The 24,745-nt window shown below is 71.5% G+C and carries 21 protein-coding genes; 7 read left to right on the plus strand and 14 right to left on the minus strand.

The features are described from left to right. The first annotated feature begins 26 nt into the window (after positions 1 to 26). The 6 genes from ACH47Z_RS09040 (at position 27) to ACH47Z_RS09065 (ending at position 5,741) form a co-directional block, all read left to right on the plus strand. Positions 27 to 1,433, plus strand: a complete 1,407-nt coding sequence (locus tag ACH47Z_RS09040; RefSeq protein ID WP_399072116.1) for a Cys-Gln thioester bond-forming surface protein — start codon at positions 27 to 29, stop codon at positions 1,431 to 1,433. A 260-nt stretch (positions 1,434 to 1,693) separates the two neighbouring features. After that, positions 1,694 to 1,876, plus strand: coding sequence for a hypothetical protein (locus ACH47Z_RS09045; protein WP_075025312.1), 183 nt, complete (start codon positions 1,694 to 1,696; stop codon positions 1,874 to 1,876). 156 nt (positions 1,877 to 2,032) lie between these two features. Then, complete coding sequence (locus ACH47Z_RS09050; protein WP_399072118.1) at positions 2,033 to 2,749, plus strand: SMI1/KNR4 family protein; 717 nt, start codon at positions 2,033 to 2,035, stop codon at positions 2,747 to 2,749. 236 nt (positions 2,750 to 2,985) lie between these two features. After that, positions 2,986 to 4,650 (plus strand): energy-dependent translational throttle protein EttA, encoded by a 1,665-nt coding sequence (gene ettA / locus ACH47Z_RS09055; protein ID WP_399072120.1) that lies wholly within the window; start codon positions 2,986 to 2,988, stop codon positions 4,648 to 4,650. A 6-nt stretch (positions 4,651 to 4,656) separates the two neighbouring features. Then, positions 4,657 to 5,067 (plus strand): acyl-CoA thioesterase, encoded by a 411-nt coding sequence (locus ACH47Z_RS09060; RefSeq protein WP_399072122.1) that lies wholly within the window; start codon positions 4,657 to 4,659, stop codon positions 5,065 to 5,067. Then, positions 5,064 to 5,741: a hypothetical protein gene (locus ACH47Z_RS09065; RefSeq protein ID WP_399072124.1), complete on the plus strand. Its 678-nt coding sequence runs from the start codon at positions 5,064 to 5,066 to the stop codon at positions 5,739 to 5,741. Before ACH47Z_RS09060 ends, ACH47Z_RS09065 begins: the two co-directional genes overlap by 4 nt. 13 nt (positions 5,742 to 5,754) lie before the next feature. Here the strand turns inward: ACH47Z_RS09065 and ACH47Z_RS09070 are convergent, their stop codons facing one another. Next, a complete protein-coding gene (locus ACH47Z_RS09070; RefSeq protein WP_399072126.1) occupies positions 5,755 to 6,159 on the minus strand; it encodes a globin in 405 nt (134 codons plus the stop codon). A gap of 164 nt (positions 6,160 to 6,323) precedes the next feature. On the opposite strand from ACH47Z_RS09070, the gene ACH47Z_RS09075 reads away from it, so the two are divergent. Further along, positions 6,324 to 7,301: a methyltransferase domain-containing protein gene (locus ACH47Z_RS09075; RefSeq protein ID WP_399072129.1), complete on the plus strand. Its 978-nt coding sequence runs from the start codon at positions 6,324 to 6,326 to the stop codon at positions 7,299 to 7,301. Between the two features lie 18 nt (positions 7,302 to 7,319). Here ACH47Z_RS09075 and ACH47Z_RS09080 read toward each other — a convergent pair whose 3' ends face one another. The 13 genes from ACH47Z_RS09080 to ACH47Z_RS09140 all read right to left on the minus strand — a co-directional run bounded on the left by ACH47Z_RS09080 (position 7,320) and on the right by ACH47Z_RS09140 (position 24,704). Further along, entirely contained in the window at positions 7,320 to 8,837 is a 1,518-nt protein-coding gene (locus ACH47Z_RS09080) for an FHA domain-containing protein (protein ID WP_399072131.1), read from the minus strand. Positions 8,838 to 8,870: 33 nt separating this feature from the next. Further along, complete coding sequence (locus tag ACH47Z_RS09085) at positions 8,871 to 10,211, minus strand: VWA domain-containing protein (RefSeq protein ID WP_399072133.1); 1,341 nt, start codon at positions 10,209 to 10,211, stop codon at positions 8,871 to 8,873. Between the two features lie 100 nt (positions 10,212 to 10,311). After that, positions 10,312 to 11,556 carry a PP2C family serine/threonine-protein phosphatase gene (locus tag ACH47Z_RS09090; protein WP_399072135.1) on the minus strand — a complete coding sequence of 415 codons (1,245 nt, stop codon included), beginning with the start codon at positions 11,554 to 11,556 and terminating at the stop codon, positions 10,312 to 10,314. A 3-nt stretch (positions 11,557 to 11,559) separates the two neighbouring features. Next, the gene (locus tag ACH47Z_RS09095) at positions 11,560 to 14,010 is read right to left on the minus strand and encodes a tetratricopeptide repeat protein (RefSeq protein WP_399072137.1); all 2,451 of its coding nucleotides are present in this window, start codon (positions 14,008 to 14,010) and stop codon (positions 11,560 to 11,562) included. Beyond that, positions 14,007 to 15,281 carry a hypothetical protein gene (locus ACH47Z_RS09100; RefSeq protein ID WP_399072139.1) on the minus strand — a complete coding sequence of 425 codons (1,275 nt, stop codon included), beginning with the start codon at positions 15,279 to 15,281 and terminating at the stop codon, positions 14,007 to 14,009. The genes ACH47Z_RS09095 and ACH47Z_RS09100 overlap by 4 nt, the downstream gene beginning before the upstream one ends. Before the next feature lie 42 nt (positions 15,282 to 15,323). Then, entirely contained in the window at positions 15,324 to 16,355 is a 1,032-nt protein-coding gene (locus ACH47Z_RS09105) for a glutamate ABC transporter substrate-binding protein (protein WP_399072141.1), read from the minus strand. A 14-nt stretch (positions 16,356 to 16,369) separates the two neighbouring features. Further along, positions 16,370 to 17,758 carry a hypothetical protein gene (locus ACH47Z_RS09110; RefSeq protein ID WP_399072143.1) on the minus strand — a complete coding sequence of 463 codons (1,389 nt, stop codon included), beginning with the start codon at positions 17,756 to 17,758 and terminating at the stop codon, positions 16,370 to 16,372. A gap of 220 nt (positions 17,759 to 17,978) precedes the next feature. Then, entirely contained in the window at positions 17,979 to 18,962 is a 984-nt protein-coding gene (locus ACH47Z_RS09115) for an N-acetylglucosamine kinase (RefSeq protein WP_399072145.1), read from the minus strand. After that, entirely contained in the window at positions 18,953 to 20,218 is a 1,266-nt protein-coding gene (locus tag ACH47Z_RS09120; RefSeq protein WP_399072148.1) for a 6-phospho-beta-glucosidase, read from the minus strand. The genes ACH47Z_RS09115 and ACH47Z_RS09120 overlap by 10 nt, the downstream gene beginning before the upstream one ends. Positions 20,219 to 20,225: 7 nt before the next feature. Beyond that, a complete protein-coding gene (locus tag ACH47Z_RS09125; RefSeq protein WP_399072150.1) occupies positions 20,226 to 21,119 on the minus strand; it encodes a carbohydrate ABC transporter permease in 894 nt (297 codons plus the stop codon). A gap of 2 nt (positions 21,120 to 21,121) precedes the next feature. Continuing rightward, positions 21,122 to 22,090 (minus strand): carbohydrate ABC transporter permease, encoded by a 969-nt coding sequence (locus tag ACH47Z_RS09130; RefSeq protein WP_399072152.1) that lies wholly within the window; start codon positions 22,088 to 22,090, stop codon positions 21,122 to 21,124. Between the two features lie 3 nt (positions 22,091 to 22,093). After that, a complete protein-coding gene (locus ACH47Z_RS09135) occupies positions 22,094 to 23,437 on the minus strand; it encodes an ABC transporter substrate-binding protein (protein ID WP_399072154.1) in 1,344 nt (447 codons plus the stop codon). Positions 23,438 to 23,492: 55 nt separating this feature from the next. Then, entirely contained in the window at positions 23,493 to 24,704 is a 1,212-nt protein-coding gene (locus ACH47Z_RS09140) for an ROK family protein (RefSeq protein WP_399072157.1), read from the minus strand. Between the last annotated feature and the right edge of the window lie 41 nt (positions 24,705 to 24,745).

Here is a 24,745-nt window from a genome sequence, read left to right on the forward strand (position 1 = left end):
ACGGGTCCTGCTCGAAGGGGAATTCTGTGCTTGCTGCGTTCTCTGGGTTCCGCCGGTCCGCCCTCGCGGCCCGCCTGGCCACCGCCGCGACGGTGTCGGGCATCGCGGCGGCCGGTGTGCTCTCCGGCGCCGGTACGGCCGTGGCCGAGGGGGCACCACAGGCCCAGGGCGGGGCGACGGCCACGATCAACGGCCTGAAGACCTATGGCGAGGCCGTGGTCCACGAGGCCGGCGGCGAGCAGCGGGTGGCCGCGGGCCTGTTCGAGATGTCCGTCGACGGCGGCGGCACCCTGCAGACCTACTGCGTCGACCTGCACAACCCCACCCAGCGCGACGCCCACTACCAGGAGACCTCCTGGAGCAGCACCTCGCTGGGCACCAACAAGAACGCCGGCAAGATCCGTTGGATCCTGCAGAACTCCTACCCCCAGGTCAACAACCTCGCCGCGCTCGCCCGCAAGGCCGGCGCCGGCAACCTCACCGAGCAGGACGCGGCGGCCGGCACCCAGGTGGCGATCTGGCGCTACTCCGACGGCGCGAAGGTCGACGCCGTCGACCCGCAGGCCGAGAAGCTCGCCGACTACCTGGAGAAGAGCGCCCGCGACCTCACCGAGCCGCAGGCCTCGCTCACCCTGGACCCGCCCGCCGTCTCCGGCCGGCCCGGTGACCTGCTGGGCCCGGTGACGGTGCACACCAACGCGGCCGGTGTCACGGTCAGCGGGCCGGCGGACGCCGCGACCACCGGGGTGCGGATCATCGACAAGACCGGCAAGGTGCTGACGACCGCGAAGAACGGCAGCAAGCTGTACTTCGACATTCCCGAGGACGCCTCGGACGGTACGGCACAGCTGACCGTACAGGCGTCGACCACCGTCCCGGTGGGCCGTGCCTTCGCCTCCGACAGTCGCAGCCAGACCCAGATCCTGGCCGGTTCCAGCGAGTCCACGGTCTCCGCGACCGCGAGCGCCGCCTGGGCGGCCGAGGGCGCCATACCGGCGGTCTCGGCGCACAAGGACTGCGCCAAGGGCGCGGTGGACATCATCGTGGCGAACAAGGGCGACAAGCCCTTCACCTTCGCCCTGATGGACACCGAGCACACCATCCCCGCGCGCACCACCCGCACGGTCACGGTCCCCCTCCAGGAGGACCAGGCCTACGACTTCACGATCACCGGCCCGAACGGCTTCAGCCGGCGCTTCACCGGTGTCCTGGACTGCAAGACCCAGGGCGCGATCACAACCGAGCAGGCCAAGCCCCACAACGACCCCCGCCCCGCCACAGTGGGCGGCACCACGGCCCCCGACACCAACCTCGCCGCGACGGGCGGCTCGGCGGTCACTCCGCTGATCGCGGGCGCGGCCATCGGGTTCGTGGTGATCGGCGGGGCGGTGCTGGTGGTGCTGCGCAAGCGGGAAGAGCCAAACGGTTCATGACCGTCGGCGGGTGACCATCGCCCGCCCCGCGCGGAGGGTGGGGCTCCAGGTGATGCCGCCGAGTTCTGACGGTCACCAGCGAGACGAGGACTCGAAGGGGAAGCCCTCCCCTCGCCTCCTAGGCAGCCGCTGGTCATGAAGCGGCGTTCGCTGATCCGGCACTGAGAAAAGCCAGAAAAACTTCTACTGCTGACTAGCCGTCCGACACAGTTTCCGTCCCATGCTCTGTGCTGTTGGCGGGACTACGAGGGAGCGCGCCGTTGGACCGGAACCCCACCTGTTGCTTCTGCTGGCTCGTCGTCGATCTGGAGCAGGACCAGGATGCGAATGAGCTCCGGCTTGGTCCTGCGCACTCCAGCAACGTGCGGCAGCTCGTGTACTCCCACTCAAGCTGTCTGCGCGAGCGCGTCCACCAGAACATGGACCTGTGGTGGGAGCTGTGACCGTGGGAGTCAGCCCACGCACCTGGGGGACGCCAGATCTGCGGGCGGCATGCGAGAAGTTGGACGTGCGGTCAGCGGCTTCCTGGCTGATCATCAGTTCTGTGGCGGAGGGCGCGCCGGTCTCAGGTTGGCGGTCCCTGCTATAGCGTCCGCCGCATGACCTCATCATGTGACCTCGTCAGCCAGCTGAGGCCGGGTGTGGCCGACTCCGCCGAGGCCTGGCGCTTCATTCGCGGATTCGCCGCGCACTGGGTGACGCCACTGGCTGAGGGCGATGGCTGCGACGATGCGGAGCTGGCAGGTGCGGAGACCAGACTCGGTCTCACCCTGCCTGCGGCACTTCGTCAGGGATACCAGCTCATAGGTGGCCGACAGGATCTGACGAGCAACCACGACCACCTACTCAGGCCGGATCAGCTGTACGTCGATGATCGCGGCGAGGTATTGGTATTCCGGCATGAGAACCAAGGGGCATCGTCGTGGGGCGTCCGGCTCGCTGATCTCGACAAGGCCGATCCTCCTGTGGTGATGAAGCTCGATTTGGCCGACAAGGCGGCCGAGCGCTGGGGGGAGTGGATGGAACGGTGTTCCCTGGCCTGGGTCGAGATCGTCCTGTCGGAGTCGCTGCACGCGCCGGAGGAGCTCAGTGACTTCTTGCCGGACCTCGACGAGCCGTTGGACAACCGCTTTGTGCTGTTGCCGTGTCCCTCCTACCCGGGAGAGTCCGGGGAGTGGGGACGCTGGTTCGCCGGATCGGATGTGATCCTGCGGGAGGAGGGCGGGGAATGCCTCTCGGTTCGCGCGCGCAGCGAGGAGGCACTGAATCGGGTCCGCGACGCGCTGCCTGGTGATTGGGTCAACGACTGCCGTTGACGTCAGGGGCCGGGCCCGCGGATCACGAGTGATCGCCCCTGGGCCGTCCCCGGGCCGGGCTAGGGCACCCGAGGCCGATCAACGGCGACCCACAGTGACGGACGAGCCGCAGCCCCCAGCCACGAAACCCCAGGTCACAGCCCCCCAACCAAACGGGTTAACACCCAAGCCTGGCGTTCAGGCAAGATGGGGTGTATCTGCCCACTGCCAGATTTCAAGCTGCCGGACGGTTTCTCTTGGCTGAGTTCATTTACACCATGCGCAAGACGCGCAAGGCGCACGGCGACAAGGTGATCCTCGATGATGTCACCCTGAACTTCCTGCCGGGAGCGAAGATCGGCGTCGTCGGTCCGAACGGCGCCGGTAAGTCGACCGTTCTGAAGATCATGGCGGGGCTGGAGCAGCCGTCCAACGGTGACGCCTTCATCTCGCCCGGTTACAGCGTCGGCATCCTGCTGCAGGAGCCCCCGCTGAACGAGGAGAAGACCGTCCTGGAGAACGTCCAGGAGGGTGTCGCCGAGATCAAGGGCAAGCTCGACCGGTTCAACGAGATCGCCGAGCTCATGGCGACCGACTACTCCGACGCGCTGCTCGACGAGATGGGCAAGCTCCAGGAGGAGCTGGACCACGCCAACGCGTGGGACCTCGACGCTCAGCTCGAGCAGGCCATGGACGCGCTCGGGTGCCCGCCCGGCGACTGGCCCGTCACCAACCTCTCCGGTGGTGAGAAGCGCCGTGTCGCGCTCTGCAAGCTGCTGCTCGAGGCCCCTGACCTGCTCCTCCTCGACGAGCCCACCAACCACCTCGACGCCGAGTCGGTGAACTGGCTGGAGCAGCACCTCGCCAAGTACGCCGGCACCGTGGTCGCCATCACCCACGACCGGTACTTCCTCGACAACGTCGCCGAGTGGATCCTGGAACTCGACCGCGGGCGTGCCTACCCGTACGAGGGCAACTACTCCACGTACCTGGAGACCAAGGCCACCCGTCTCAAGGTCGAGGGCCAGAAGGACGCCAAGCGGCAGAAGCGGCTCAAGGAAGAGCTGGAGTGGGTGCGGTCGAACGCCAAGGGGCGCCAGGCCAAGTCCAAGGCCCGCCTCGCCCGCTACGAGGAGATGGCCGCCGAGGCCGACAAGATGCGGAAGCTGGACTTCGAGGAGATCCAGATCCCGCCGGGCCCGCGGCTCGGCAACATCGTCGTCGAGGTCGACAAGCTCAACAAGGCCTTCGGTGAGAAGGTCCTCGTGGACGGACTCTCCTTCACGCTGCCTCGGAACGGCATCGTCGGCGTCATCGGCCCGAACGGCGCCGGCAAGACCACCCTCTTCAAGATGATCCAGGGCCTGGAGACGCCGGACTCCGGCGACATCAAGGTCGGCGAGACCGTCAAGATCTCCTACGTCGACCAGAGCCGCGAGAACCTCGACCCGAAGAAGACGCTGTGGGAGGTCGTGTCCGACGGGCTCGACTACATCAACGTCGGCCAGGTCGAGATGCCGAGCCGGGCGTACGTCTCCGCGTTCGGGTTCAAGGGCCCGGACCAGCAGAAGCCGACCGGTGTCCTCTCCGGTGGTGAGCGCAACCGGCTCAACCTGGCGCTGACCCTGAAGCAGGGCGGCAACCTGCTGCTCCTCGACGAGCCCACCAACGACCTCGACGTCGAGACCCTCTCCAGCCTGGAGAACGCGCTGCTGGACTTCCCCGGCTGCGCCGTGGTCGTCTCCCACGACCGGTGGTTCCTCGACCGGGTGGCCACGCACATCCTCGCCTATGAGGGTGAGTCGAAGTGGTTCTGGTTCGAGGGCAACTTCGAGTCGTACGAGAAGAACAAGGTCGAGCGGCTCGGTGCGGACGCGGCTCGCCCGCACCGCGCCACCTACAAGAAGCTGACCCGGGGCTGATCGGTCTTGCGCCACATCTATCGCTGCCCCCTGCGCTGGTCGGACATGGACGCGTACGGCCATGTCAACAACGCGGTCTTCATCCGCTACCTGGAGGAAGCCCGTATCGACTTCCTGTTCCGCCCGGAAAAGGACTTCAAGCAGGGGTCCGTGGTGGCGCGGCACGAGATCGACTACAAGCGGCAGCTCGTGCACCGGCACCACCCGGTGGACATCGAGCTGTGGATCACCGAGATCAGGGCCGCGTCCTTCACCATCGCCTACGAGGTGAAGGACGACGACCTGGTCTACGTACGGGCCTCGACGGTGGTCGTGCCGTTCGACTTCGAGGCCGAGCGGCCGCGCCGGATCACCGCCGAGGAGCGTGAGTTCCTCCAGGAGTACACGGACGGCGCCGGGGAGGCCGTCGCCGCATGACCGTGCTGCACCTCGCCGACGAGACGGAGGCGGCCGACCTCGCCGCCTTCCTCTCCCGGCTGCTCCACTACGACCGTGGAGCCGCGGTGCGCCTGCAGGCGGCCGGCACCGCGCTCGCCGTGTTCGGCCGGCCCCCGTCCTTCGAGGTGCTGGCCGTGCGCGCGGTGCGGCTGGCGAAGCCGTACGAGGACGGGCTCGACGTCGCCCTCGACGTGACCGTCTCCGCCGGTGAGCTGCTGGAGTCCGTGGACGAGCGCGCGGCCACCGCCGCCGTCCCGGCCGCCGTCACCGGACCGCCGTGGGCCGGCGTGCTGCCGCCGCGCGGCGGCTGGCAGCCCGAGCCGGGACTGCCCGCCCCGGACGCGCTGCGGGCGACCGTGGCCGCCGCGGTCGGCGAATTCCGGTCCCGTACCGAGGAGTTGGCGCCGGAGGGTCGTACCCGCGCCGAACTGGACCGGATCGGGCGGGACATCTGGTCCCGGGAGATCGGCCGGACCGGTCTCCCGGTGCGGGCCGTGCACGCGGCCCAGTCGCTGGGCTTCCTGCGGCCGGGGACCGAGGCCGCCGACACCGGGCTGTTCTCGTCCGGGGCGTGGCTGCGGCTGCGTACCCCGTACGGCTCCGTCGCCGTCCGGCGGGCCGGACTCGGCCCGCTCGGCGTCAGCGTCCGCTGAGTCCTCTCGGAGTTCAGTCCGGGGTGTTGACCATCGACTGGGCGGCGTACGTCAGGTAGTTCCACAGCGTCCGCTCGTGCTCCTCGGACAGCCCGAGCTCGTCGACGGCCACCCGCATGTGCCTCAGCCACGCGTCGTGCGCCGCCCGGTCCACCGTGAACGGCGCGTGCCGCATGCGCAGCCGGGGGTGGCCGCGGTTCTCGCTGTACGTCGTGGGGCCGCCCCAGTACTGCATCAGGAACAGGGCCAGCCGCTCCTCGGCGGGGCCCAGGTCCTCCTCCGGGTACATCGGCCGAAGAAGCGGGTCCTCGGCGACTCCCTCGTAGAAACGGTGGACGAGCCGACGGAAGGTCTCCTCACCGCCGACCTGCTCGTAGAAGGTCTGCTCCTGAAGCGTGCCGCGCCGAATCTCGGTCACGTTGGATAGCCTCACTTCTCTTGCCGGTCCACCCCGAGGCTGTTCGGCCGGGGGTCCGGGGGGTGTCCCCCGGGAATTGCAGTACGCGTCCATCGTCTCAGACCGGGTGACCCAGGACTCAAGGCTTAGGACCCCCACGGACGTCCCGCCCCTACTCTGAGTCCATGGGCGCCTACGACACCGAGACCGACGTTCTGGCCGCCGGCGCGCGGGCCGGGCTGGTGCGGGAGATCGACGCCGGCGGGGTCTGGGACGGGGACCCGGTGTGGCGGGAGGCGTTCGCCGCCGTGCCCCGGCATCTGTTCGTGCCGTACTACCACGTCGCCGGGCCACGCGGCTATGAGCGCCGCTGGGGCGAGAGTCCGGATCCGCGGGCCCGCGAGCAGTGGCTGCGCGGCGCCTACGACGACACCGCGCTCGTCACCCGGCTGCGCGACGGCGAGCTGCTCTCCTCCAGCAGCCAGCCGTCCCTGATGGCCCGGATGCTGGTCGCGCTGAGCGTCGAGGACGGGAACCGGGTGCTGGAGGTGGGCGCCGGCACCGGCTGGAACGCGGCCCTGCTCGCCCACCGGCTCGGCGACGACGGCCTCGTCACCACGATCGACCTGGAACCGGAGATCGCCGAGTCGGCCCGCCGGCATCTGGAGGCGGCCGGTCACCGCCCGGTCGTCGTCACCGGCGACGGCGCGCGCGGGGTGCCCGAACGCGCCCCCTTCGACCGGATCATCGCCACCTGCGCGCTGCCCACGGTGCCGCGCGCCTGGCTCGCCCAGTGCCGCCCCGGCGCCCGGATCCTCACCCCGCTGGCCACGGGTCTGCTGGCGCTGACGGTCCGGGACCCGGCCAACGCCGAGGGCCGCTTCCTGGCGACGGCCGCCTACTTCGTCCCGCTGCGCGGCGAGGGCCGGCCGGAGCCGCAGGGGGTGTCACCGGCAGGGCTGCCGGGCCGAGTCCGTGACGAGGAGTCGTTCCGCTTCCTGCTCGCCCTGACCCGGCGCACCCTCGACCCCGGGGAGGCCTGCGCGCTGTGGGAGCGCGAGGGCATGCCGGGGCGCGAGCGGTACGGCGTCACGGTCGGCGGCGAGGCGGCCTGGGCGTGGCTGGACGACCCGGAGGGGCCGTACGTCTGGCCCCTCCCCTGACCGCTCCCCGAACCGGGCTCAGCCGCGGCGGACGGTGATCGTCGTCCAGGCGCCCACGTGCACCCGGTCGCCGTCCTGCAGCGGGACCGGCACGAACGGCTGGATCGGCTCGTCGGAGCCGTTCACCGTGGTGCCGTTGGTCGAGTTCTGGTCGACGACCGCCCAGCTGCCGTCCGGCTGCTGCACCAGCACCGCGTGCTGGTGCGAGACGCCCGGGTCCTCCGGCGGCACCGCCAGGTCGATGTCGGGGGTGTCGCCGGTGGAGTGCCGGCGGCGGCCGATGGTGACCTGGTTGCCGCTGAGCGTGCGCTGCTGCTCGGGCGAGTAGGCGGGCAGGTTGAGCCCGGCGGCCTCGGGGCCCGAGCGCTGCATCATCGCCATGAAGTACTCGCGGTCCGGGCCGATGGTCGCCGTCCAGGTCACCGGACCCGCGGGCTGCTGCGGGAAACCGGGGCCGGGCGGCGGGGGCGGGGCCTGGGTCGAGCCGGGCTGCGGGTAGCCGTAGCCACCGCCCGGGCCGCCGGGACCACCAGGCCCACCGGGACCTCCGGCGGGACCGGTGGACGACGGCGGGGAGATCACCCAGTCGTCGTCACCGCCGCCGAACGAGGGACCGCCGCCGGGCGGACCGCCCACCGGGGGCCGGCCGCTCTCGCGCGGGAACGCGGGCGGCGCGGGCGGAGCGGACGGGCCGGACTGCTGGAACGCCTGCGGGGCACCGCCGGGACCCGCACCGGGACCGGCCGGCGGGGTCGGCCCGGGCGGCGGAGGCACCGGACGCGACGGGTCGCCGCCGAAGGGGGCACCGGGAGCGGAGGGCTCACGGCCGAAGGGGTTGTGGGGACCGGCACCGGGACCGGCCGACGGTTCCCGGCCGAAGGACGGCGGACCGGCGGGCCCACCGGGACCCTGACCCTGCCCCGGACCCTGCGGGCCCTGCCCCGGACCCCCACCGAAGCCGGAAGAACCAGAAGGACCACCGAAGCCGGAAGGACCGGACGGACCACCGAAGCCGGAGGGGCCGGACGCACCGGACGGCCCAGGAGTCGTCGGCGGCCCTGTCGGCGGGCGCTCGCCGCCGAACGGCGTCGGCCCCGACGGCTCGCTGCCGAAGGACGGGATCGGCTCGGCGGGCCGGTTCATCTGCGAGGGCCGCGAGCCCTGGTACTCGTACCCGTCACCGCCGCCGTAGGTCGCGCTCGGCGGCTGGAAGCGGGGCTGGGGCGGGCGCGGGGCGGCCGGGGTGTACGAGGTGGCCGTGTTGGTCAGGAAGTTCCACCGGCACTCCTCGCAGAAGGGCGCGCCGCCCTCGCGGGGCGTGCGGCACTGCGGGCACAGCTCCGGCTCGGGGGCCGACGCGGCCGGCGGGCGTCCGGCGCCGGCCTGGGCACCGGGACCGCCGGGCGGCGGGAAGCCGTAACCACCCGCGGGCGGGGGCGGCGGCGGGGGCGGAGGTACGGCACCGGCCATGCGGTGACCGCAGACCTCGCACCAGTCGTCGGAACCCGACTGGTGTCCGTTCGGGCAGGTCGGCATGTCGGCGCTTCCCCTTCTCCTACGCGTTCAGGGTCACTTCTTTACACGAACAGTCTTTGTGGACCGGGTCTCCAGAGTCATCTCGTCCGCCTCCGCGACCTTCGTCTTCAACCGCACAGTACCTGTCGCGGCGTCGACCACGTCCACCACCTTCGCAAGCAGTTTCGCAGTATCCGCGTTCCCGGAGGCGCCGGCGAGCTGAACGGCCCGTCCCAGTTTGGCCGTTGCGCCGTCGAAATCGCCCGCTTTGCGAAGGTCGAGCCCTTGCTGGATGGCTTGTGCCAGTTCGGCCTGTCCGGTGTAGTGGGCGACTTGGGGATTGATCGAGGTGGAGGCCGTCATGTCGTCGGTCCAGACCGCCCGTACGAGCCCCTGCGGGCCCAGGTTCTGTACCGATCTGTCCGGCTGGGGGACCACGAGCGAGACCCGTGCGGCGAGCATCTCCTGGCCGATCCCGGCCGCCGGGACCTCCACGCACAGGTGGTAGTCGCGGGACTCGTCGCCCCAGGAGCCGGTCGGATAGTCCCCGGCGCGCGGCCCGGCCTCGGTGCGGCGGGCGGTCAAGTCCTCGACGGTGGGCGCGACTTGCTTGACGTACCGGATGGTCGTGCCGAGCGGCGTCCACACCCTGAGGGCGACGTCGGCGACCTCCTTGCCCATCGCCGTCTCCATCATCCGCGTGAAGTCGGCCGCGAGGCCCGCCGGGTCGGCGACGATGTCGGCGGTGCCGAGCAGCGCGGAGGCGATGCCTGTGACTTCTTTCACTTCCCAGTCGGTGCCGACACCGCGCGCGTCACAGGTGAACCGTCCGGCACAGGCCTGGAGCGTCGCCCGCAGGTCCTCCGGCGACTCGTGTTCGTTGCGGCCGTCGGTGAGCAGGATGCCGTGCCGGATGGTGACGTCCGCCGAGGACAGCAGCCGGTCGGCGAGCCGCAGCCAGGTGCCGATCGCCGTACCGCCGCCCGCGGTCAGCTTGCGCAGCGCCCGCTTGGCCTGCTCGCGGGTGGTGCGGTCGGCCACCGCGAGCCGCCCGCCGCCCGGATAGACCTCCTGGGCGACATGCGTGCCGCCGATCACCGCGAAGTGCGTGCCGTCGCGCAGGGCGTCGATGGCGGCGGCCGTGGCGTCGCGGGCGCCCCGCATCTTGGTCGGCGGGTAGTCCATGGAGCCGGAGCAGTCCACCGTGATCGCCACGGCGGCGGACGGGCCGCGGCCGTGCGCGTACACCGGGGCGGCGGCGCTGCCGATCGTGCCGCCGCCGGTCGCGGTCACGGTGACGATCGCGTTGACCTCACGCCCGCCCTCCGGCAGGTACTCGTTCTGGTAGACGTCCATGGAGAACTGCGGCACGTGCGACTTCGCGAAATTCGCCATAGGTACTCAAATCCCCCTTGACCGCCCTGCTGACACAGGGCATGGCTGTCTGGACAGACCGTCCCCCGGCGGCCCGACCGGTCCCCTCCGGTCCGCGCCCTCAGGCCGATCCTGCCCCCTGGGGCGGCGCCGGGAACGGCACGACCGCCACTGTTACGTTGTCGTGGCCCCCGCCGTCCAGGGCATGACCGACCAGCACCCGGGCGCTGTGCAGCGGGCGTTCGGCCGCGTCGGCGGGCACGGCCTCGGCCATCTCCCCGGCCGACTCGGCGTAGTTCCACAGGCCGTCGGTGCACACGACGACGACTCCGGGCCGGTCCGGCTTGAAGGACGCGGTGTGCGGCTCCAGTTCGTAGGCGTCCGCGCCGAGCCACCCGGTGATCGCGTGGGCGCGCTCGTCGGCGTACGCCTCGGCCTCGCTCATCAGCCCGGCGGCGACCATCTGCGCGGCCCAGGAGTCGTCCTCGGTGAGCCGGGCCGGGGGAGCCGTACGGTCGTCGGGCACCCAGTAGGCGCGGCTGTCGCCGACCCAGCCGACCACCAGCAGCCCGGCGGTGACCACCGCGCCGACGATCGTGCAGGCCGGGGCGTTCTGGTGCGGGGCGTGCTCGCGGGCCGTGGCGGGCTCGTCGGCCAGGGCGTTGACGGCCTGCGCGGCGGCGACGATCGCCTCGTGCAGGGCCGCCTGTGGGTGCGTGCCGCGCGGCAGGGCCGCCAGCACCGTGTCCCCGGCCGTCCGGGCCGCGGCCAGCGAGGCGTCGTCGGGGCGGGTCGCCGAGGAGACGCCGTCGCAGACGATCGCGACGACCGCCGGGGTGCCGTCGGGCAGCGCGGTGTGGCCGACGGCGAAGGCGTCCTCGTTGCGGTGGTGGCGCAGCCCGCGGTCGCTGACGGCGGCGACCGGGCCCGACTCCCGCTCCACGTGGTCGCGTTCGCGGGGCTGGGCGTGTCCGCAGTTCTCGCAGTAGCCGTCGCTGTCCACCCGCCCCGCCCGGCAGGCCACGCACACCTGCGCGGGCTCCTCCGGTACGACGGCCTCGGCGGCGATCCGCGGGTCGGGCGCCTGCAGCGGGTACTCCTCGGGCTCCGCGGGCCGGTCGAAGCGCACCCCGGAGCCGGCCGGCCGCGCCGAGGCGTGCGCGTCGGGTTCTCCCGCGTCCGTGCCCGGCGGACCGTCGTCGCCGGCGGCGGCGCCGGTCATGGTGAGCGTCGGATGGTCCTGCGGCGGCGCCGGTACGACGGAGAGGTCGTACCCGCACACTCCGCAGAAGAGGTCACCCGGCTCCACGGGTTCCGCGCAGCTCGGGCACTTCGGCAGTGCGGCCTGCTGGGGCATCTGCGACATCAACTACACCCACGTCCGGGGGCGGTAACGGTTGGCCCGTTCCACCAGTTCGATCCTCTCCTCGCCGCCGGTCGCCAGCCGGGCCAGCGTGCGGTAGGCGCGCTCCAGGCCGAAGCGGAGGCCCCGCTCGTCCAGACCGCTGCCCAGCAGCACCCGTCCGCCGGCGGCGGGCTGAGTGCCCTGGCCCACGGAGAGTATCCAGTCCAGCGCACAGCCGAGGACTTCCGCCGCCAACTGCTCGCGGCGCGCCGGGTCCAGGCCGTACGCCTCGAGTGCCTCGACCTGCCCGGCGGCGGCGGTCAGGTCGTCCAGGAACGGTACGTCGCCCGCGCCCGCCGTACGGTGTCTGAGCCGGGCCCGTACGGCGGCGACGCGGGCGGCCGTGAAGTGGATGGAGGACTCCGGCACCGACTCCAGGGTGCGCACGGCCCCGTGCCGGTCCCCGGCCGCGAGCCGCACCCGGGCGAGCCCGAAGGCGGCGCTGACGAAGCTCGGGTCGGTCGCCCACACCAGCCGGTAGTACTCGGCCGCGTTGTCCAACTGGCCCAGCACCTCCGCGCACAGACCGAGCGCCAGCTTGGGCGCGGCCTCGCCGGGGAAGGCGTCGTAGATCGCGTCGAAGGCGAGCGCGGCGCCCTCGAAGTCACCGGTGACCAGCGCGGCCAGGCCCCGGCACCACACCACCCGCCAGTCGTCCGGCCGTTCCTCGTCCAGCTTGGCCAGGCTCATCAGGGCGGTCTCCCGCTCCCCGCTCTCCAGCCGGGCCCGGATCTGCCGCAGCCGCGTCTCCACGCTCCGCGTCGGCGCCGCGTCGAGCGCACTGATCAGCTCGGCCGGCGCGGAGGCCAGCAGCCCCGCCAGGAAACCGGCGTCGGGGTCACCGGCGTCGACCAGCGGCACGGGAAGGGCGAGCGCGGCGGCGGGGGCGTCGACGGGCTTGACGAGGGCGGACGGAGGCAGCGCCGGGACAGGGGGCGTGGTCCTGCGCACCTCCCGCGCCCCCAGCCGCGACACGTCCCCGTCCAGCCGGGGGAACAACTCCCGGTCGGTGACCTTCGTTTCGGGGCCGAACAGGGTCGACAGGGCGGGCCGGGCCTGGCCGGTCTGGAGGGAGACGACCTCGCGCAGCACGCCCGTCAGCTGTTCGGCCATCTCCTGGGCGGAGCCGAAGCGGCGGGCCGGATCGGGGTCGGTGGCGCGGACCAGGAGCCGGTAGAAGGACTCGTAGCGGCGGAAGACCTCGATGGTGTCCGGGTCGGGCAGGGAGTCGACGTAGACGTTGGTGTAGCCCTGGAAGTCGAAGGCGAGGACGGCGAGGGTGCGGCCGACCGTGAACAGGTCGCTCGCCACCGACGGGCCGACCTCCGCGACCTCCGGCGCCTGGTAGCCGACCGTGCCGTAGATGGCCGACTCGTCGTCGTCCATCCTGCGCACCGCGCCCATGTCGATCAGCTTGAGCTGGTCCTCGGTCTGGATGGCGTTGTCGACCTTGAAGTCGCAGTACAGGAGGTTACGGCTGTGCAGGTGGCCGAGGGCCTCAAGGGCCTCGATGCCATAAGCACAGGCCTGCTCCACCGGCAGCGGGTCCCGGCGGCCGTCCGGCGTACGGCGGGCGTTGGCGATCTCCTTCAGCGACTTGCCGCCGACGTACTCCATGACGATGTAGCCGTCGAGGGAGCCGGTGCGCTGGTCCAGGTGCTCCACGAAGTTGTAGATCCGCACGATGTTGGCGTGCTCGATCTCCGCGAGGAAGCGCCGCTCGGAGATCGCCGCCGCCATCGCGTCCTGGTCACCGGTGTCCAGCAGGCCCTTCAGCACCACCCAGCGGTCGGAGACGGCCCGGTCCACGGCGAGGTAGACCCAGCCCAGACCGCCGTGCGCGAGACAGCCGACGACCTCGTACTGGCCGTGCACCACGTCCCCGGCCTTCAGCTTCGGCACGAAGGAGTACGGATGCCCGCACTTGGTGCAGAAACCCTCCGTACGGCCCGTCCGCTCACCCCGGGCCCGCCCGACCGGCGCCCCGCAGTCCGAGCGCGAGCAGAACCGCTTGCGCTCCGGCACCTCCGGGTTCTCCAGCACCATCGCGCGCGGGTCGGGCCGCGGCACCTGCGGCACGCTCACCAGCCCGGCGCCGAGCCGCCCGCGCCCCGACGCCCCCGACGACGAACCGGAGCTGCGCACCGACACCGAACGGCTCGTGGACCGCCCCGAAGCGGACCGCGACAGCCGCCCGGACACCGAGCGGCGCGACTTGGACGACTGGGAGGAGGACCGCGAACCGCCGCTCTCCACCGACCCCTTGGTGATCCCGGTCGGTGTCGAGCCGACCATCCCGCTCGCCGAGACGACCGGTGCGAGACCGCACGTGTCGCAGTACAGCTCACCGCCGCCGACGTCCTCGTACGACCCCTCGCAGCCCGGCCGCTGACAGCGCTGCCCCGCCTGACTCATGACTGGTCCCCCCTGTGGTCCTGAGGCGTCCCCCGCTGCCCGAGCAGATCGGCCGCCAGTTGCTGGTAGCGCAGCACGGCCTGCTCGGCCACCCGTAGATCGCAGGGCGCGCTCCACAGCATGCGCCGGGCCGCGTCGTACCGCTCGACCAGGAACGGGTCCTCGGCGAGCCCGTGCCGGGCCACCTTCGCCTTGTACGCGTCCAGCCGGCCGCGCAGCTCGGCGCGGACCGCGAGCGGCGCGGTGACGGCGGTCAACGACTCGCGGGCGCGCAGCAGTTCGTCCTCGGCCTTCTCCTCCAGCGACTCCAGCAGCGGGGAGAGCCGGTGCCACTGCGCCTGCCTGCGGTACTCGGCGGCCGCCGCGAGCTGCTCCTGGAGCGCGGTCGGCGGGCCGCTGACCACCGGCACCTCGGTCGCGGCGATCTTCGCCAGCACCTCGCCGCGCGCCGTGCGGGCCTCGGCGAGGGTGCGGTCGGCCCGCGAGAGCACGTCCCGCAGCCGGATCAGCCGCTGCTCGGCGTCCTGCCGGACCGTCAGCACGGCGTCGATCTCCCGGCGCACGTCCTCCAGGGCGCGCGCCTCACGGTCGTACACCGTGGTGTCCGGGCGGCCGCCGCCGGGCGCCGAACTGCCCTCGGCCGCCACCCAGAACGCGAGCGGGTCGGAGACGACGTCCTCGCGCAGCTTGGTCAGTATGCGCGTGATCCGCTCCAGATCGTCGCCCGCCGGGTGCTCGCCGGGGCGTACGCCGACGGAGTGCGCGAGCTTGCGGGTGCGCTGGAGCTCGGCGGCGAGTAAATCGATCCGCGCGGGCAGCGCCGACCACACGGCGTCGGCGGCGACGACCAGGTCCAGGCTCGTCGCGTACAGCTCGTTCATCCGGTCGACCAGGGTGCTGAGCGAGAACGTCTCACTGAGCTTCCCCGAACCGGGGACCGAGACGGACTCGCCGCGCAGCACCTCGGTCAGCTCCGTCAGGTCGTCGCGGCTGGACCAGCGGCGCCGGGCGCGGATCTCGCGGGCGCCCCGCAGTACGGCGGTGTAGGCGTCGAAGTACGACCACAGCAGGGTGATCCGCGCCTCGGTGGCCTGCCAGCGTTCCCTGGTCACACCGGTCAGGGCGGCGCCCTCGAGGAGTCTGCGGCCCGCGTGGTCCTGCAGGGCCAGCAGCGAGGTCTCGATCGCCTCGTGCTCCTGGCCGAGCCGCGCCAGCGCACGGTCCACCTCGTCCCGGTCCATCACCGGCCCGGCGGGGTCCGTGACGCCCATCGATCACCTCTCGCGCTTGAGTCTGTTCGGGATGTGTATGGCTCAACCGGCCCGCAGATAGCGCGGTGCGGGGGGCTCGGAGGCCGCCGAGTCCGTTCCGAGTGTCGCCGAGAGCCAGGTGTCGTACGACTTCTGCCAGCCGCTCGACCGGTAGTCCACGAGAACGCGGTTGACCCGGCGTACCAGATCGGTGGCGTCCTGCTTCATCGCCACGCCGTAGTACTCGGTGGTGAACGCCGCGCCCTTCAGCTCGACGGTCGGGTCCTGCGCGGCCTGGCTGGCGGCGAGCGCACCGTCGGTCACCACCGCGTCCACCTCGCCGAGTTGCAGCCGCACCAGGCAGTCCAGCTGGTTCGGGACGGTGGTGGATATGTCGGTGGAGGCGGGCAGCGTGCCGCCCTTCTTGTCGGCGTCCAGCTTGGTGTACGCCGTCGAACCGGCCGCCGTACAGACCTTCTTCCCCGCCAGCGTGGAGTTGTAGCCGGTGATCGAGGACGACTTGGGCGCGAGGACCTGCTGGCCGGTCTTGAAGTAGGGCGCGGAGAACGCGACCTGGGACAGCCGGCCGCAGGTGATCGTCATCGTCCGGACGACCATGTCCACCCGGCCGTCCTGGATCGCCGAGATGCGCTGGCTGGTCGGGATCGCCTTGAACTGCACCGCGTCCGGGTCGCCGAGGATGTCCTGCGCGATCCGGTGCACCAGGTCGATGTCGAAGCCCTCCAGCTCCGCGCCCTGGGTGTTCGGGTTGCGGTAGCCCCAGTGGTAGCTGTTCTGGTCGACGCCGACGATCAGCTTGCGCCGCTCGCCCGTACGGGACTTGATCGCGTCGATCGTCGGCCCGTCGGCGCCGGACGGCGACAGGGTCTGGTCCTGTGCCTCGGAGTCCTTGCAGCTTCCGGCGCGGGCCTGGACGCCGTCGGCGACCGGCTGACCGGTGCGCGGCGCGTGGTCCGGGACCCGCTGGGTGCACGGCAGCAGCAGGACGAGGCCCAGCGCCAGCGCGCACAGCACCGCCATCGCGCCGACCCCGCCCCAGCCCCGCAGGGAGGCCCGTACACGGCTCGCGTACATCGTCCTGCCCCCTGTCACCGGTACTCCGAGAGTCTGCGCCCGATACCGGCCACCGCACCGGCCGCGCCGAGCACCGCGAGCACGGCCGCGCCCGCCGGCAGCCCGGCCAGCGCGTCCCGCCCGTCACCGGCGGCCCGCGCGAACTCGTCCTGCTCGTGCCCGATCGCCTGGGCGAGAGCGCGGTCGACGCCGTCGAAGCACTCGCCGGTGCTGTCCTTGGCGCCGATGACCTTGTCCAGCGCCTGCTGGTAGTTGCCGTTCTCGTCCTCGGTGCGGGCGGCGGTGTGCCGCTGCTTCCACACCGCCATGTTGCTCTCGGCCGCCTTCACCGGGGTACTGCCGCCGCCGTCGTCGGCGAGCTTGCTCGCCCGGGTCAGGCTCGTGCCGAGGTTGGTCATGTCCTTGTCGAAGTCGTAGTAGTAGGCGTCGTACGTCTGCCCGTCGACCGTGACCGTCTCGGCGCCGCGCGCCACCAGGCTCAGGTTCTCGTTGCCGCGCGCCTTCAGGGAGGCGATCCGGGCGTCGTGCAGCACGGTCAGCGAGCGGACGCCGTGGTCGTAGGAGCCGTTCAGCTCCGTGCGGGCCACCGCGTGCCCGACGACCAGCCACAGCAGGGCGACCGTGGTGGCGGCGGAGGCGGCGACCAGGCCGTGGTTGAGGACGCGGTTGGTGCGCCGGTAGGTGCGGTGCTGGGCCCAGCCGAGCCCGGCCAGCGCGAGCACGCCGAGCCCGATCGCGATCCAGGGGTACGGCGTGGCGTCGCCGTAGTCGGCGTCGAGCCGGCCGTTCTCCGTGGTGTAGAGATCCTCCGCCGCCGGGAGCATCTCCTTCTGCATCTTCTCGTTGGCGTAGCGCAGATAGGCGCCGCCGACCGGATAGCCCTGCCGGTTGTAGGTCCGGGCCCGCTCCACCAGCCCCTTGTACTCGGGCAGCAGCGTGTTCAGCTTGGCGATGGCCGCCTCGGAGGCCGATCCCGGCTCGGCGTTGGCGGCGGCCGTCACCAGGCCCGCGGCAGCCGTACGGATGTCCTTCTCGTACCGGTCGCGGGAGGCGGCCGTCTCCTGCCCTCCCGCCAGGAACCCGCTGGAGGCGGCCGTGTTGGCGTCGGCGAGCGAACGGTAGATGTCGGCCGCGCCGGAACTGAGCGGCTGGCTGCGGTGCAGCACGTCGTCGGCGGCGGCCGAGCGTGCGTCGGCCTGCCAGGCGGCGGCCGCCCCGAACGCCACGACCAGCAGCGCCAGTACGGCGCCGATGATCCGCAGCCGGCCCGGCTCGGTGGTGGCCGCGGCCTTCAGCCGGTCGACACCCTCGGCGAAGGCGGTGCGCCGGGCGGGCGCGCCGGGCGCGGGTGCGGGACGGCCGGGCTGCGGGGGAATGCCGGGAGCGGCGGGGGCGGCGGGCATGCCGGGGCCCGCCGGTGGCGGTGCCGTACTGCTTCTCGGCGGGTGTGTCACTCGACCTCCCCCAGGGTCCTTACGTCGCCGCCCAGTATCGCGGCCCGCACCGGCATCCGCACCGGCCTTCACTGGATCTTGATTGGATCGCAGTGTGCCCCACATGAATCGTGGGGTGCGCCCCCCATGAATACGCCCTGTGCAGCTGTTCGGTTCCCCAGCGGCTGTGCTACCGCTCCCAGTACCCCCGCGCCCGCTCCTGCGCCTCAGCCCCCGCCCCCAGCCGGTCCAGCCCCAGCAGGGCCGCGCCCAGGACCGGGCTTGCCGTGACCACCCGGACCTCGGCCTTGGGGGCGCGGGCGGAGAGCAGGTCGCGGACGGCGTCGTCGAGGAGGGCGTGACCGGCCGTCAGGACGCTGCCGCCGAGGAGGACCGGCGTCTGCTCGGTGAGGAGGTCCAGGTGCGTCAGGGCCACCGTGGCCATCGCCGTCACCTCCTCGGCGAGCCGGGCGACGATCGCGCGGGCCGCCGGGTCGCCCTCGGCGGCCGTCGCGAACAGGACCGGCGTCAGTTCGTGCCGGCGGTCGTGGTCGATGTGGTCCAGGTGCAGGGCCTCGATCAGTGCGTACATGGTCGGCAGGCCGAAGTGGCCGGGAAGGGTGCGGGCCAGGGCCGTCGGCCCGCCCCGGCCGTCCTCCGCGCGGGCCGCGTGCCACAGCGCCTCCCCGGCCAGGGCCCAACCCCCGCCCCAGTCCCCGGAGATCTGCCCGAGGGCCGGGAAGCGGGCGGTACGGCCGTCGGGGCGCATGCCGACGCAGTTGATGCCCGCGCCGCACACCACGGCCACTCCCCGTGGCTCGGCCACGCCCGCCCGCAGGATCGCGAAGGTGTCGTTGCGGACCTCCACCGACGTTCCCCACGCGCGCGCGTGCAGCGCGGTCGCCAACTGCTCCTCCTCCACCGGGAGATCGGCGTTGGCGAGGCAGGCCGAGACATGCGCGACGGAGGCCACGCCCGCGTCGGCGAAGGCCCGCGCGACCGGGTCGGCCAGCGCGTCCAGCGCCGCCGGCACCCCCACCACGGGCGGGCGGAAGCCGCCGCCGCGAGCCGTGGCCAGGACCTCCCCGGTGGTGGTGACCACGGCCACGTCGGTCTTGCTGTTGCCCGCGTCGATGGCGAGCACCCCTGCGGGAACAGGTGAGGTCAGGCCCACGCGAGGTGCTCCCGGTTGTGTGCGATCAGCTGGTCGGTGAGGCGTTCGGCGTACGCGTACTGGCCGATCAGGGGGTGGGAGAGCAGCGCGCGGAAGACCCGGTCCCGGCCGCCGCGCAGCGCCGCCTCCAGGGCCAGCTCCTCGTACGCCGTCACGTTCGCGACCAGACCCGAGAAGAGGGGATCCACGTCACCGACAGGCAAGGGAACGGGGCCTGTCGGTCCCACCGCCGCCTGGACCTCGATCACCGCGTCGTCGGGCAGGAACGGCAGCGTGCCCTTGTTGACCGTGTTCACCACCTGGTACGGGCTGCCCCCTCCGCCCAGCAGGGCCGCCGCCAGGTCCACGGCCGCCTCCGAGTAGAAGGCACCGCCGCGTCTGGCGAGGAGCGCGGGCTTCTCGTCCAGCGCCGGGTCGCCGTACATCGTCAGCAACTCGCGCTCCATCGCCGCCACTTCGGACGCCCGGGACGGCTTCGTACGCAGCTCTCGTACGACCTCGTCGTGGGCGTAGTAGTAGCGCAGGTAGTAGGAGGGGACCACGCCGAGTCGGTCCAGCAGGGGGCGGGGCAGGCGGACGTCGTCGGCGATCGCCGTGCCGTGCTCGGCCAGCAGCTTGGGCAGCACGTTCTCGCCCTCCGGGCCGCCCAGCCGGACGCCCGTCTCCCAGGTGAGGTGGTTGAGCCCGACATGGCCGAGATGGACGTCCGCCGGAGCCACGCCGAGCAGGGCCGCGAACTTCCGCTGGAAGCCGATCGCCACGTTGCACAGCCCGACCGCCCGGTGCCCGGCCTGGAGCAGGGCGCGGGTGACGATGCCGACCGGGTTGGTGAAGTCGATGATCCACGCGCGCGGGTTGGTACGGCGGACCCGTTCGGCGATGTCCAGCACCACCGGGACCGTGCGCAGGGCCTTGGCCAGGCCGCCCGCGCCGGTCGTCTCCTGGCCGACGCAGCCGCACTCCAGCGGCCAGGTCTCGTCCTGCTCGCGGGCCGCCTGGCCGCCGATCCGCAACTGGAGCAGCACGGCGTCGGCGCCGTCGACGCCCGCGTCCAGGTCGGAGGTGGTGACGATACGGCCGTCGTGGCCCTGCTTGGCGAAGATCCGGCGGGCCAGGCCGCCGACCGGTTCGAGGCGCTCGGCCGCCGGGTCCACCAGCACCAGTTCCTCGATGGGCAGGGTGTCCCTGAGGCGTGCGAAGCCGTCGATGAGTTCGGGGGTGTAGGTCGAGCCGCCGCCGACCACGGTGAGTTTCATATCGGGATTAACCCTTCACTCCGGTGAGCGTGACGCCCTCGACGAACGCCTTCTGGGCGAAGAAGAACACGAGGATCACGGGCGCCATGACCAGCACGGTCGCGGCCATGGTGAGGTTCCAGTCGGTGTGGTGGGCGCCCTTGAAGGACTCCAGGCCGTAGGACAGGGTCCAGGCGCCGGGGTTCTCGGACGCGTAGATCTGCGGGCCGAAGTAGTCGTTCCAGGCGTAGAAGAACTGGAAGAGGGCCACGGCGGAGATGCCCGGCCTGGCCATCGGCAGGACCACCCTGATCAGTGTCCTGAAGTCCCCGCAGCCGTCGACCTTCGCCGCGTCCAGGTACTCGTTCGGGATCGTCATCAGGAACTGGCGCAGCAGGAAGATGGAGAACGCGTCACCGAACGCCATCGGGATGATCAACGGCCACAGCGTGCCGGACAGATCCAGCTGCTTCGCCCAGAACAGGTACATCGGGATGATGACCACCTGCGGAGGCAGCATCATCATCGAGATGACCAGCATCAGCGACAGATTGCGGCCCCGGAAGCGGAACTTGGCGAGCGCGTACGCCACCGGGATCGACGAGACGACGGTCAGCACCGTGCCGAGGCCGGCGTAGATCAGGGTGTTCTTCCACCACGTCAGAAAGCCCGGCGTGTCGAAGACCTTCCGGTAGTTGCCCCACTCCCACGTGTGCGGGACCAGATCCCGGCTCAGGGCCTGGCTGTCGCTCATCAGCGAGGTGAGGAGCACGAACACGAAGGGCAGCGTGAAGAACAGCGCGGCGGCGATGCCGAGGGAGTGCACCGCCACCCATTCGAGCAGTGCTCTGCGGCGGGCGGTGCGCTCGGCGGCCGACACTCGCGGCCTCAACTCGACCAGTTTGTCGAGGACTTGGGTCATGGTCAGTCACCTGCCTGGATGAGACCGCCCCGGCGCCGCATCAGGAACGCGGTGAACACCATCGACAGGGCGAAGAGGACGAGGGCGACGACACACGCGGAGCCGTAGTCGAAGCGCTGGAAGCCGAGGTTGTAGACGAGCTGGGGGAGGGTGAGCGTGGACTTGTCGGGGTAGCCGGGCTCGAACTGGGTGCCTGCGCCCTGGATCACGCCCGAGGCGACCTTCCCGGCGATCAGCGGCTGGGTGTAGTACTGCATCGTCTGGATGACCCCCGTGACGACGGCGAACATCACGATCGGCGAGATGTTCGGCAGCGTGACGTACCGGAAGCGCTGCCACGCCGACGCGCCGTCCAGCTCGGCCGCCTCGTACTGCTCCACCGGTACGTCGAGCAGCGCGGCCATGAAGATGACCATCAGGTCGCCGACGCCCCACAGCGCGAGCAGGGTCAGGGCCGGCTTGGACCAGGTGGGGTCGTTGAACCAGCCCGGGGCCGGGATGCCGATCTTCTCCAGGATCGAGTTGACCGGCCCGGTACCGGGGTTGAGTAGAAAGGCGAAGGCCATGGTGGCGGCGACCGGCGGGGCCAGGTACGGCAGGTAGAAGAGGGTGCGGAAGACACCCGTACCCGTCTTGATCTTGGTGATGAGCAGCCCGATGCCGAGGCCGAAGACCACCCGGAGGGTCACCATCACCACGACCAGCCACAGGGTGTTGCGCAGGGCGGGCCAGAAGAGGGGGTAGTGCTCGAAGACGTAGGTCCAGTTCTTGCCCCCGCTCCACGTCGGCGGCCTGAAGCCGTCGTAGTGCATGAAGGAGAAGTAGACCGTCGAGATCAGCGGGTACGCGAAGAAGACCGCGAAGCCGATCAGCCAGGGCGACATGAAGGCGGCCGTACGCAGTGCTTGTTTCCGCTGCTTCGCAGCGAGGCCGGCCCTGCGGCGCTTCGGGGCGAGCGTGACCGTACTCATGGGCTACTTCGCCTGCGCGATGTCGGTGTCGATCTGCGCGGCCGTCTTCTTCAGGCCGGACGTCAGATCGGTGACCTTGCCGCTCTCGTAGTCGTAGCCGAACTGCTGGATCGTCACCAGGTACTGGCCGCCGTTGATGGAGGCGGGGCTGGTGGCGGAGTTCGGGTTGGCGGCGATGTCCAGGAAGGTCTTGAAGCGGGGGTCGTAGGTCAGCTTCGGGGACTTCAGCGCGGCGAGCGTGGACGGCACGTTGTGCAGGTCGTTGGAGAAGCCGACCACCGCGTCCGTGTCGGTGGTCATGTACTTCACCAGTTCCCAGGCCGCGTTCTGCTTGTGGCCGGCGGCGGCGATGCCCGCGATGGTGCCGGTGATGTAGCCCTTGCCGTACTGGGCGGCCTGGTCGTCGGGCACGGGCAGCGGGGCGACGCCGATGTCGAAGGTGGGCTTGGCGGCCAGGGCCATGCCGAGCCGCCACTCGCCGTCGAGCTGCATGGCGACCTGGCCGGTGTGGAAGGGGTGCTTCGGACCCCATTCGTCACCGAGCGTGGCGCGGAACTTCTCCAGCTTCTGGAATCCGCCGAGTTCGTCCACGAGCCGCTTCTGCAGGCTGAACCCCTTTTCGAAGGCGGGGTCCTTGGCGAGGTTCGACGTGCCGTCCTTGTCGAAGTACGTCGGCGAGAACTGCGCGAAGTAGTGCTCGGTGGTGGATTCCCAGCCGTGGTAATCCGGCATGAACCCGAGCTGTTTGTACGAGTCCCCGTCGGGAACGGTCAGCTTCTTGGCGTCGGCCTCGAACTCGGACCAGGTCTTGGGCGGGTTGGCGATACCGGCCTTCCTGAAGGCGGTCTTGTTGTAGTAGAGCCCGTACGCGTCTCCCAGCAGGGGCACCGTGCAGCGGTTGCCCTCGAACTGGGTGTACTCGTTCATCGTCTTCGGGAAGGTCGTGTCGGGATCGATCCCGGACTTCTTGAAGAAGGGGTTGAGATCGACCAGCGCGCCCGAGGAGCAGAACTTGCCCACGTTGTTGGTGGTGAAGGAGGAGATGACGTCCGGGGCGTCGCTGCCGCCGGACCGCAGCGCCTGGTTGATCTTGTCGTCGGTCATGTCGCCGACGATGTGCACGTGGATGTTGGGGTGCGCCTTCTCGAAGCCGGCGATGAGCTTCTTGACCGCCCGCACCTCGTTCTGCGCGCTCCAGGCGTGCCAGAAGTTGATCGTCGTGTCCTTCGAGGCGTCGTCCGTGGCGCCGGAGCCGGACTGGCCCGTACAGGCGGTGGCGAGCAGGGCGAGGGAGGCAGTGAGGGCAAAAGCCGTCTTTCGGACAGCCGAGGGTATGACTTCGGGCATGGCGAGGTCTCCCAGGGGGACGGGGTCGGTGAAAGAGGAGTGGGGGGCGCTCTGGCTAGCGCGAGGTGTCGAAGACCTCGTCGCGGGTGGTGACCAGCGCGGACTCGAGCGCGCCGCGCAGGACGGGGTGTTCGTGGACGTCGCCGACGACCAGCCGGGGCCGGGCCGCCGCCAGCTCCTCCAGCTCGGCCTGGACGAGGCCGCGCAGCACCTCGCCGCCGGCGGTCAGGGCGGAGCCGCTGAGGACGACGAGTTCGGGGTCGAGGACGGAGACGAGCGAGGCGAGACCGGTGGCCAGCCGGGTCGCGTAGGCCTGCAGCAGCTCCCGGTAGGGGCCGGAGGCGTGATCGGCGGCGCGGGCGACGAGTTCGGCGGCGACCTCGGCGTACGGCCCCGAGGGGAGGTCGGTGATGCCGAGTTCCCGGGCCAGCTTCGGTACGGCCTGGGAGCCGGCCAGCTCCTGGTAGCCGCCGCTGTTGGCCTTGGTCACCTGGCGCACCAGGGGCGTGCCCGGCACCGGCAGGAAGCCGACCTCGCCGGCGCCGCCGGTCCAGCCCCGGTGCAGCCGGCCGCCCAGGACCAGGGCGGCGCCGAGTCCTCCCTCGCTCCACAGCAGGACGAAGTCGCCGTGGCCCTTGGCGGCGCCGAGCCGCTGTTCGGCGAGGGCGACGAGGTTGACGTCGTTCTCGTACTCCACCGGCATCGGCAGGGCGGCGGCGAGTTCGTCCAGGAGGGTGGGGGAGTGCCAGCCGGGCAGGTGGGAGGCGTAGCGCAGCCGCCCGGTGTTCGGGTCGAAGGCGCCGGGGGTCCCGATGACGAGCCGGTGTACGTCGGACCGCGCGAGCCCGGCCGCCTTCACGGCCCCGTCGAGGGCGTCGGTGACCTGCCGGACGACGGGCTGCGCGGGATGCCGACCGGGGGTGGGCAGCTCGTACTCGCCCACGGTCCGGCCGGTGAGGTCGGCGACGGCGGCGCGGATGCGGTGCGGGGCGACGTCGAGCCCGGCGGCGTAGGCGGCAGCGGGGTTGACCGCGTACAGCTGGGCGTTGGGGCCCGGACGGCCCTCGCTGGTGCCGGTGACCCGGACCAGTCCGGCCGCCTCCAGCCGGGCCAGCAACTGGGAGGCGGTGGGCTTGGACAGGCCGGTGAGCTTGCCGATCCGGGTGCGCGACAGCGGCCCGTGCTCCAGCAGGAGGTCCAGGGCGGCGCGGTCGTTCATGGCGCGCAGGACGCGCGGGGTGCCCGGCGTACCGGCGGTTCCTGCCATGGCGTCGACACCTGCCTTTCCAGCCGCCCAGCTTCTCAGCG

The organism is Streptomyces sp. NPDC020192, assembly GCF_044388685.1.
Taxonomy (GTDB): Bacteria; Actinomycetota; Actinomycetes; order Streptomycetales; family Streptomycetaceae; genus Streptomyces.

Bases quoted from the DNA above. Each gene is read 5' to 3' on its own strand.
- ACH47Z_RS09140 (WP_399072157.1), bottom strand. From the start codon at position 24,704: ATGGCAGGAACCGCCGGTACGCCGGGCACCCCGCGCGTCCTGCGCGCC.
- ACH47Z_RS09120 (WP_399072148.1), bottom strand. From the start codon at position 20,218: ATGAAACTCACCGTGGTCGGCGGCGGCTCGACCTACACCCCCGAACTC.
- ACH47Z_RS09100 (WP_399072139.1), bottom strand. From the start codon at position 15,281: ATGGGCGTCACGGACCCCGCCGGGCCGGTGATGGACCGGGACGAGGTG.
- ACH47Z_RS09050 (WP_399072118.1), top strand. From the start codon at position 2,033: ATGACCTCATCATGTGACCTCGTCAGCCAGCTGAGGCCGGGTGTGGCC.
- ACH47Z_RS09105 (WP_399072141.1), bottom strand. From the start codon at position 16,355: ATGTACGCGAGCCGTGTACGGGCCTCCCTGCGGGGCTGGGGCGGGGTC.
- ACH47Z_RS09090 (WP_399072135.1), bottom strand. From the start codon at position 11,556: ATGTCGCAGATGCCCCAGCAGGCCGCACTGCCGAAGTGCCCGAGCTGC.
- ACH47Z_RS09135 (WP_399072154.1), bottom strand. From the start codon at position 23,437: ATGCCCGAAGTCATACCCTCGGCTGTCCGAAAGACGGCTTTTGCCCTC.
- ACH47Z_RS09130 (WP_399072152.1), bottom strand. From the start codon at position 22,090: ATGAGTACGGTCACGCTCGCCCCGAAGCGCCGCAGGGCCGGCCTCGCT.
- ACH47Z_RS09125 (WP_399072150.1), bottom strand. From the start codon at position 21,119: ATGACCCAAGTCCTCGACAAACTGGTCGAGTTGAGGCCGCGAGTGTCG.
- ACH47Z_RS09110 (WP_399072143.1), bottom strand. From the start codon at position 17,758: ATGCCCGCCGCCCCCGCCGCTCCCGGCATTCCCCCGCAGCCCGGCCGT.
- ACH47Z_RS09065 (WP_399072124.1), top strand. From the start codon at position 5,064: ATGACCGTGCTGCACCTCGCCGACGAGACGGAGGCGGCCGACCTCGCC.
- ACH47Z_RS09085 (WP_399072133.1), bottom strand. From the start codon at position 10,211: ATGGCGAATTTCGCGAAGTCGCACGTGCCGCAGTTCTCCATGGACGTC.
- ACH47Z_RS09075 (WP_399072129.1), top strand. From the start codon at position 6,324: ATGGGCGCCTACGACACCGAGACCGACGTTCTGGCCGCCGGCGCGCGG.
- ACH47Z_RS09095 (WP_399072137.1), bottom strand. From the start codon at position 14,010: ATGAGTCAGGCGGGGCAGCGCTGTCAGCGGCCGGGCTGCGAGGGGTCG.
- ACH47Z_RS09080 (WP_399072131.1), bottom strand. From the start codon at position 8,837: ATGCCGACCTGCCCGAACGGACACCAGTCGGGTTCCGACGACTGGTGC.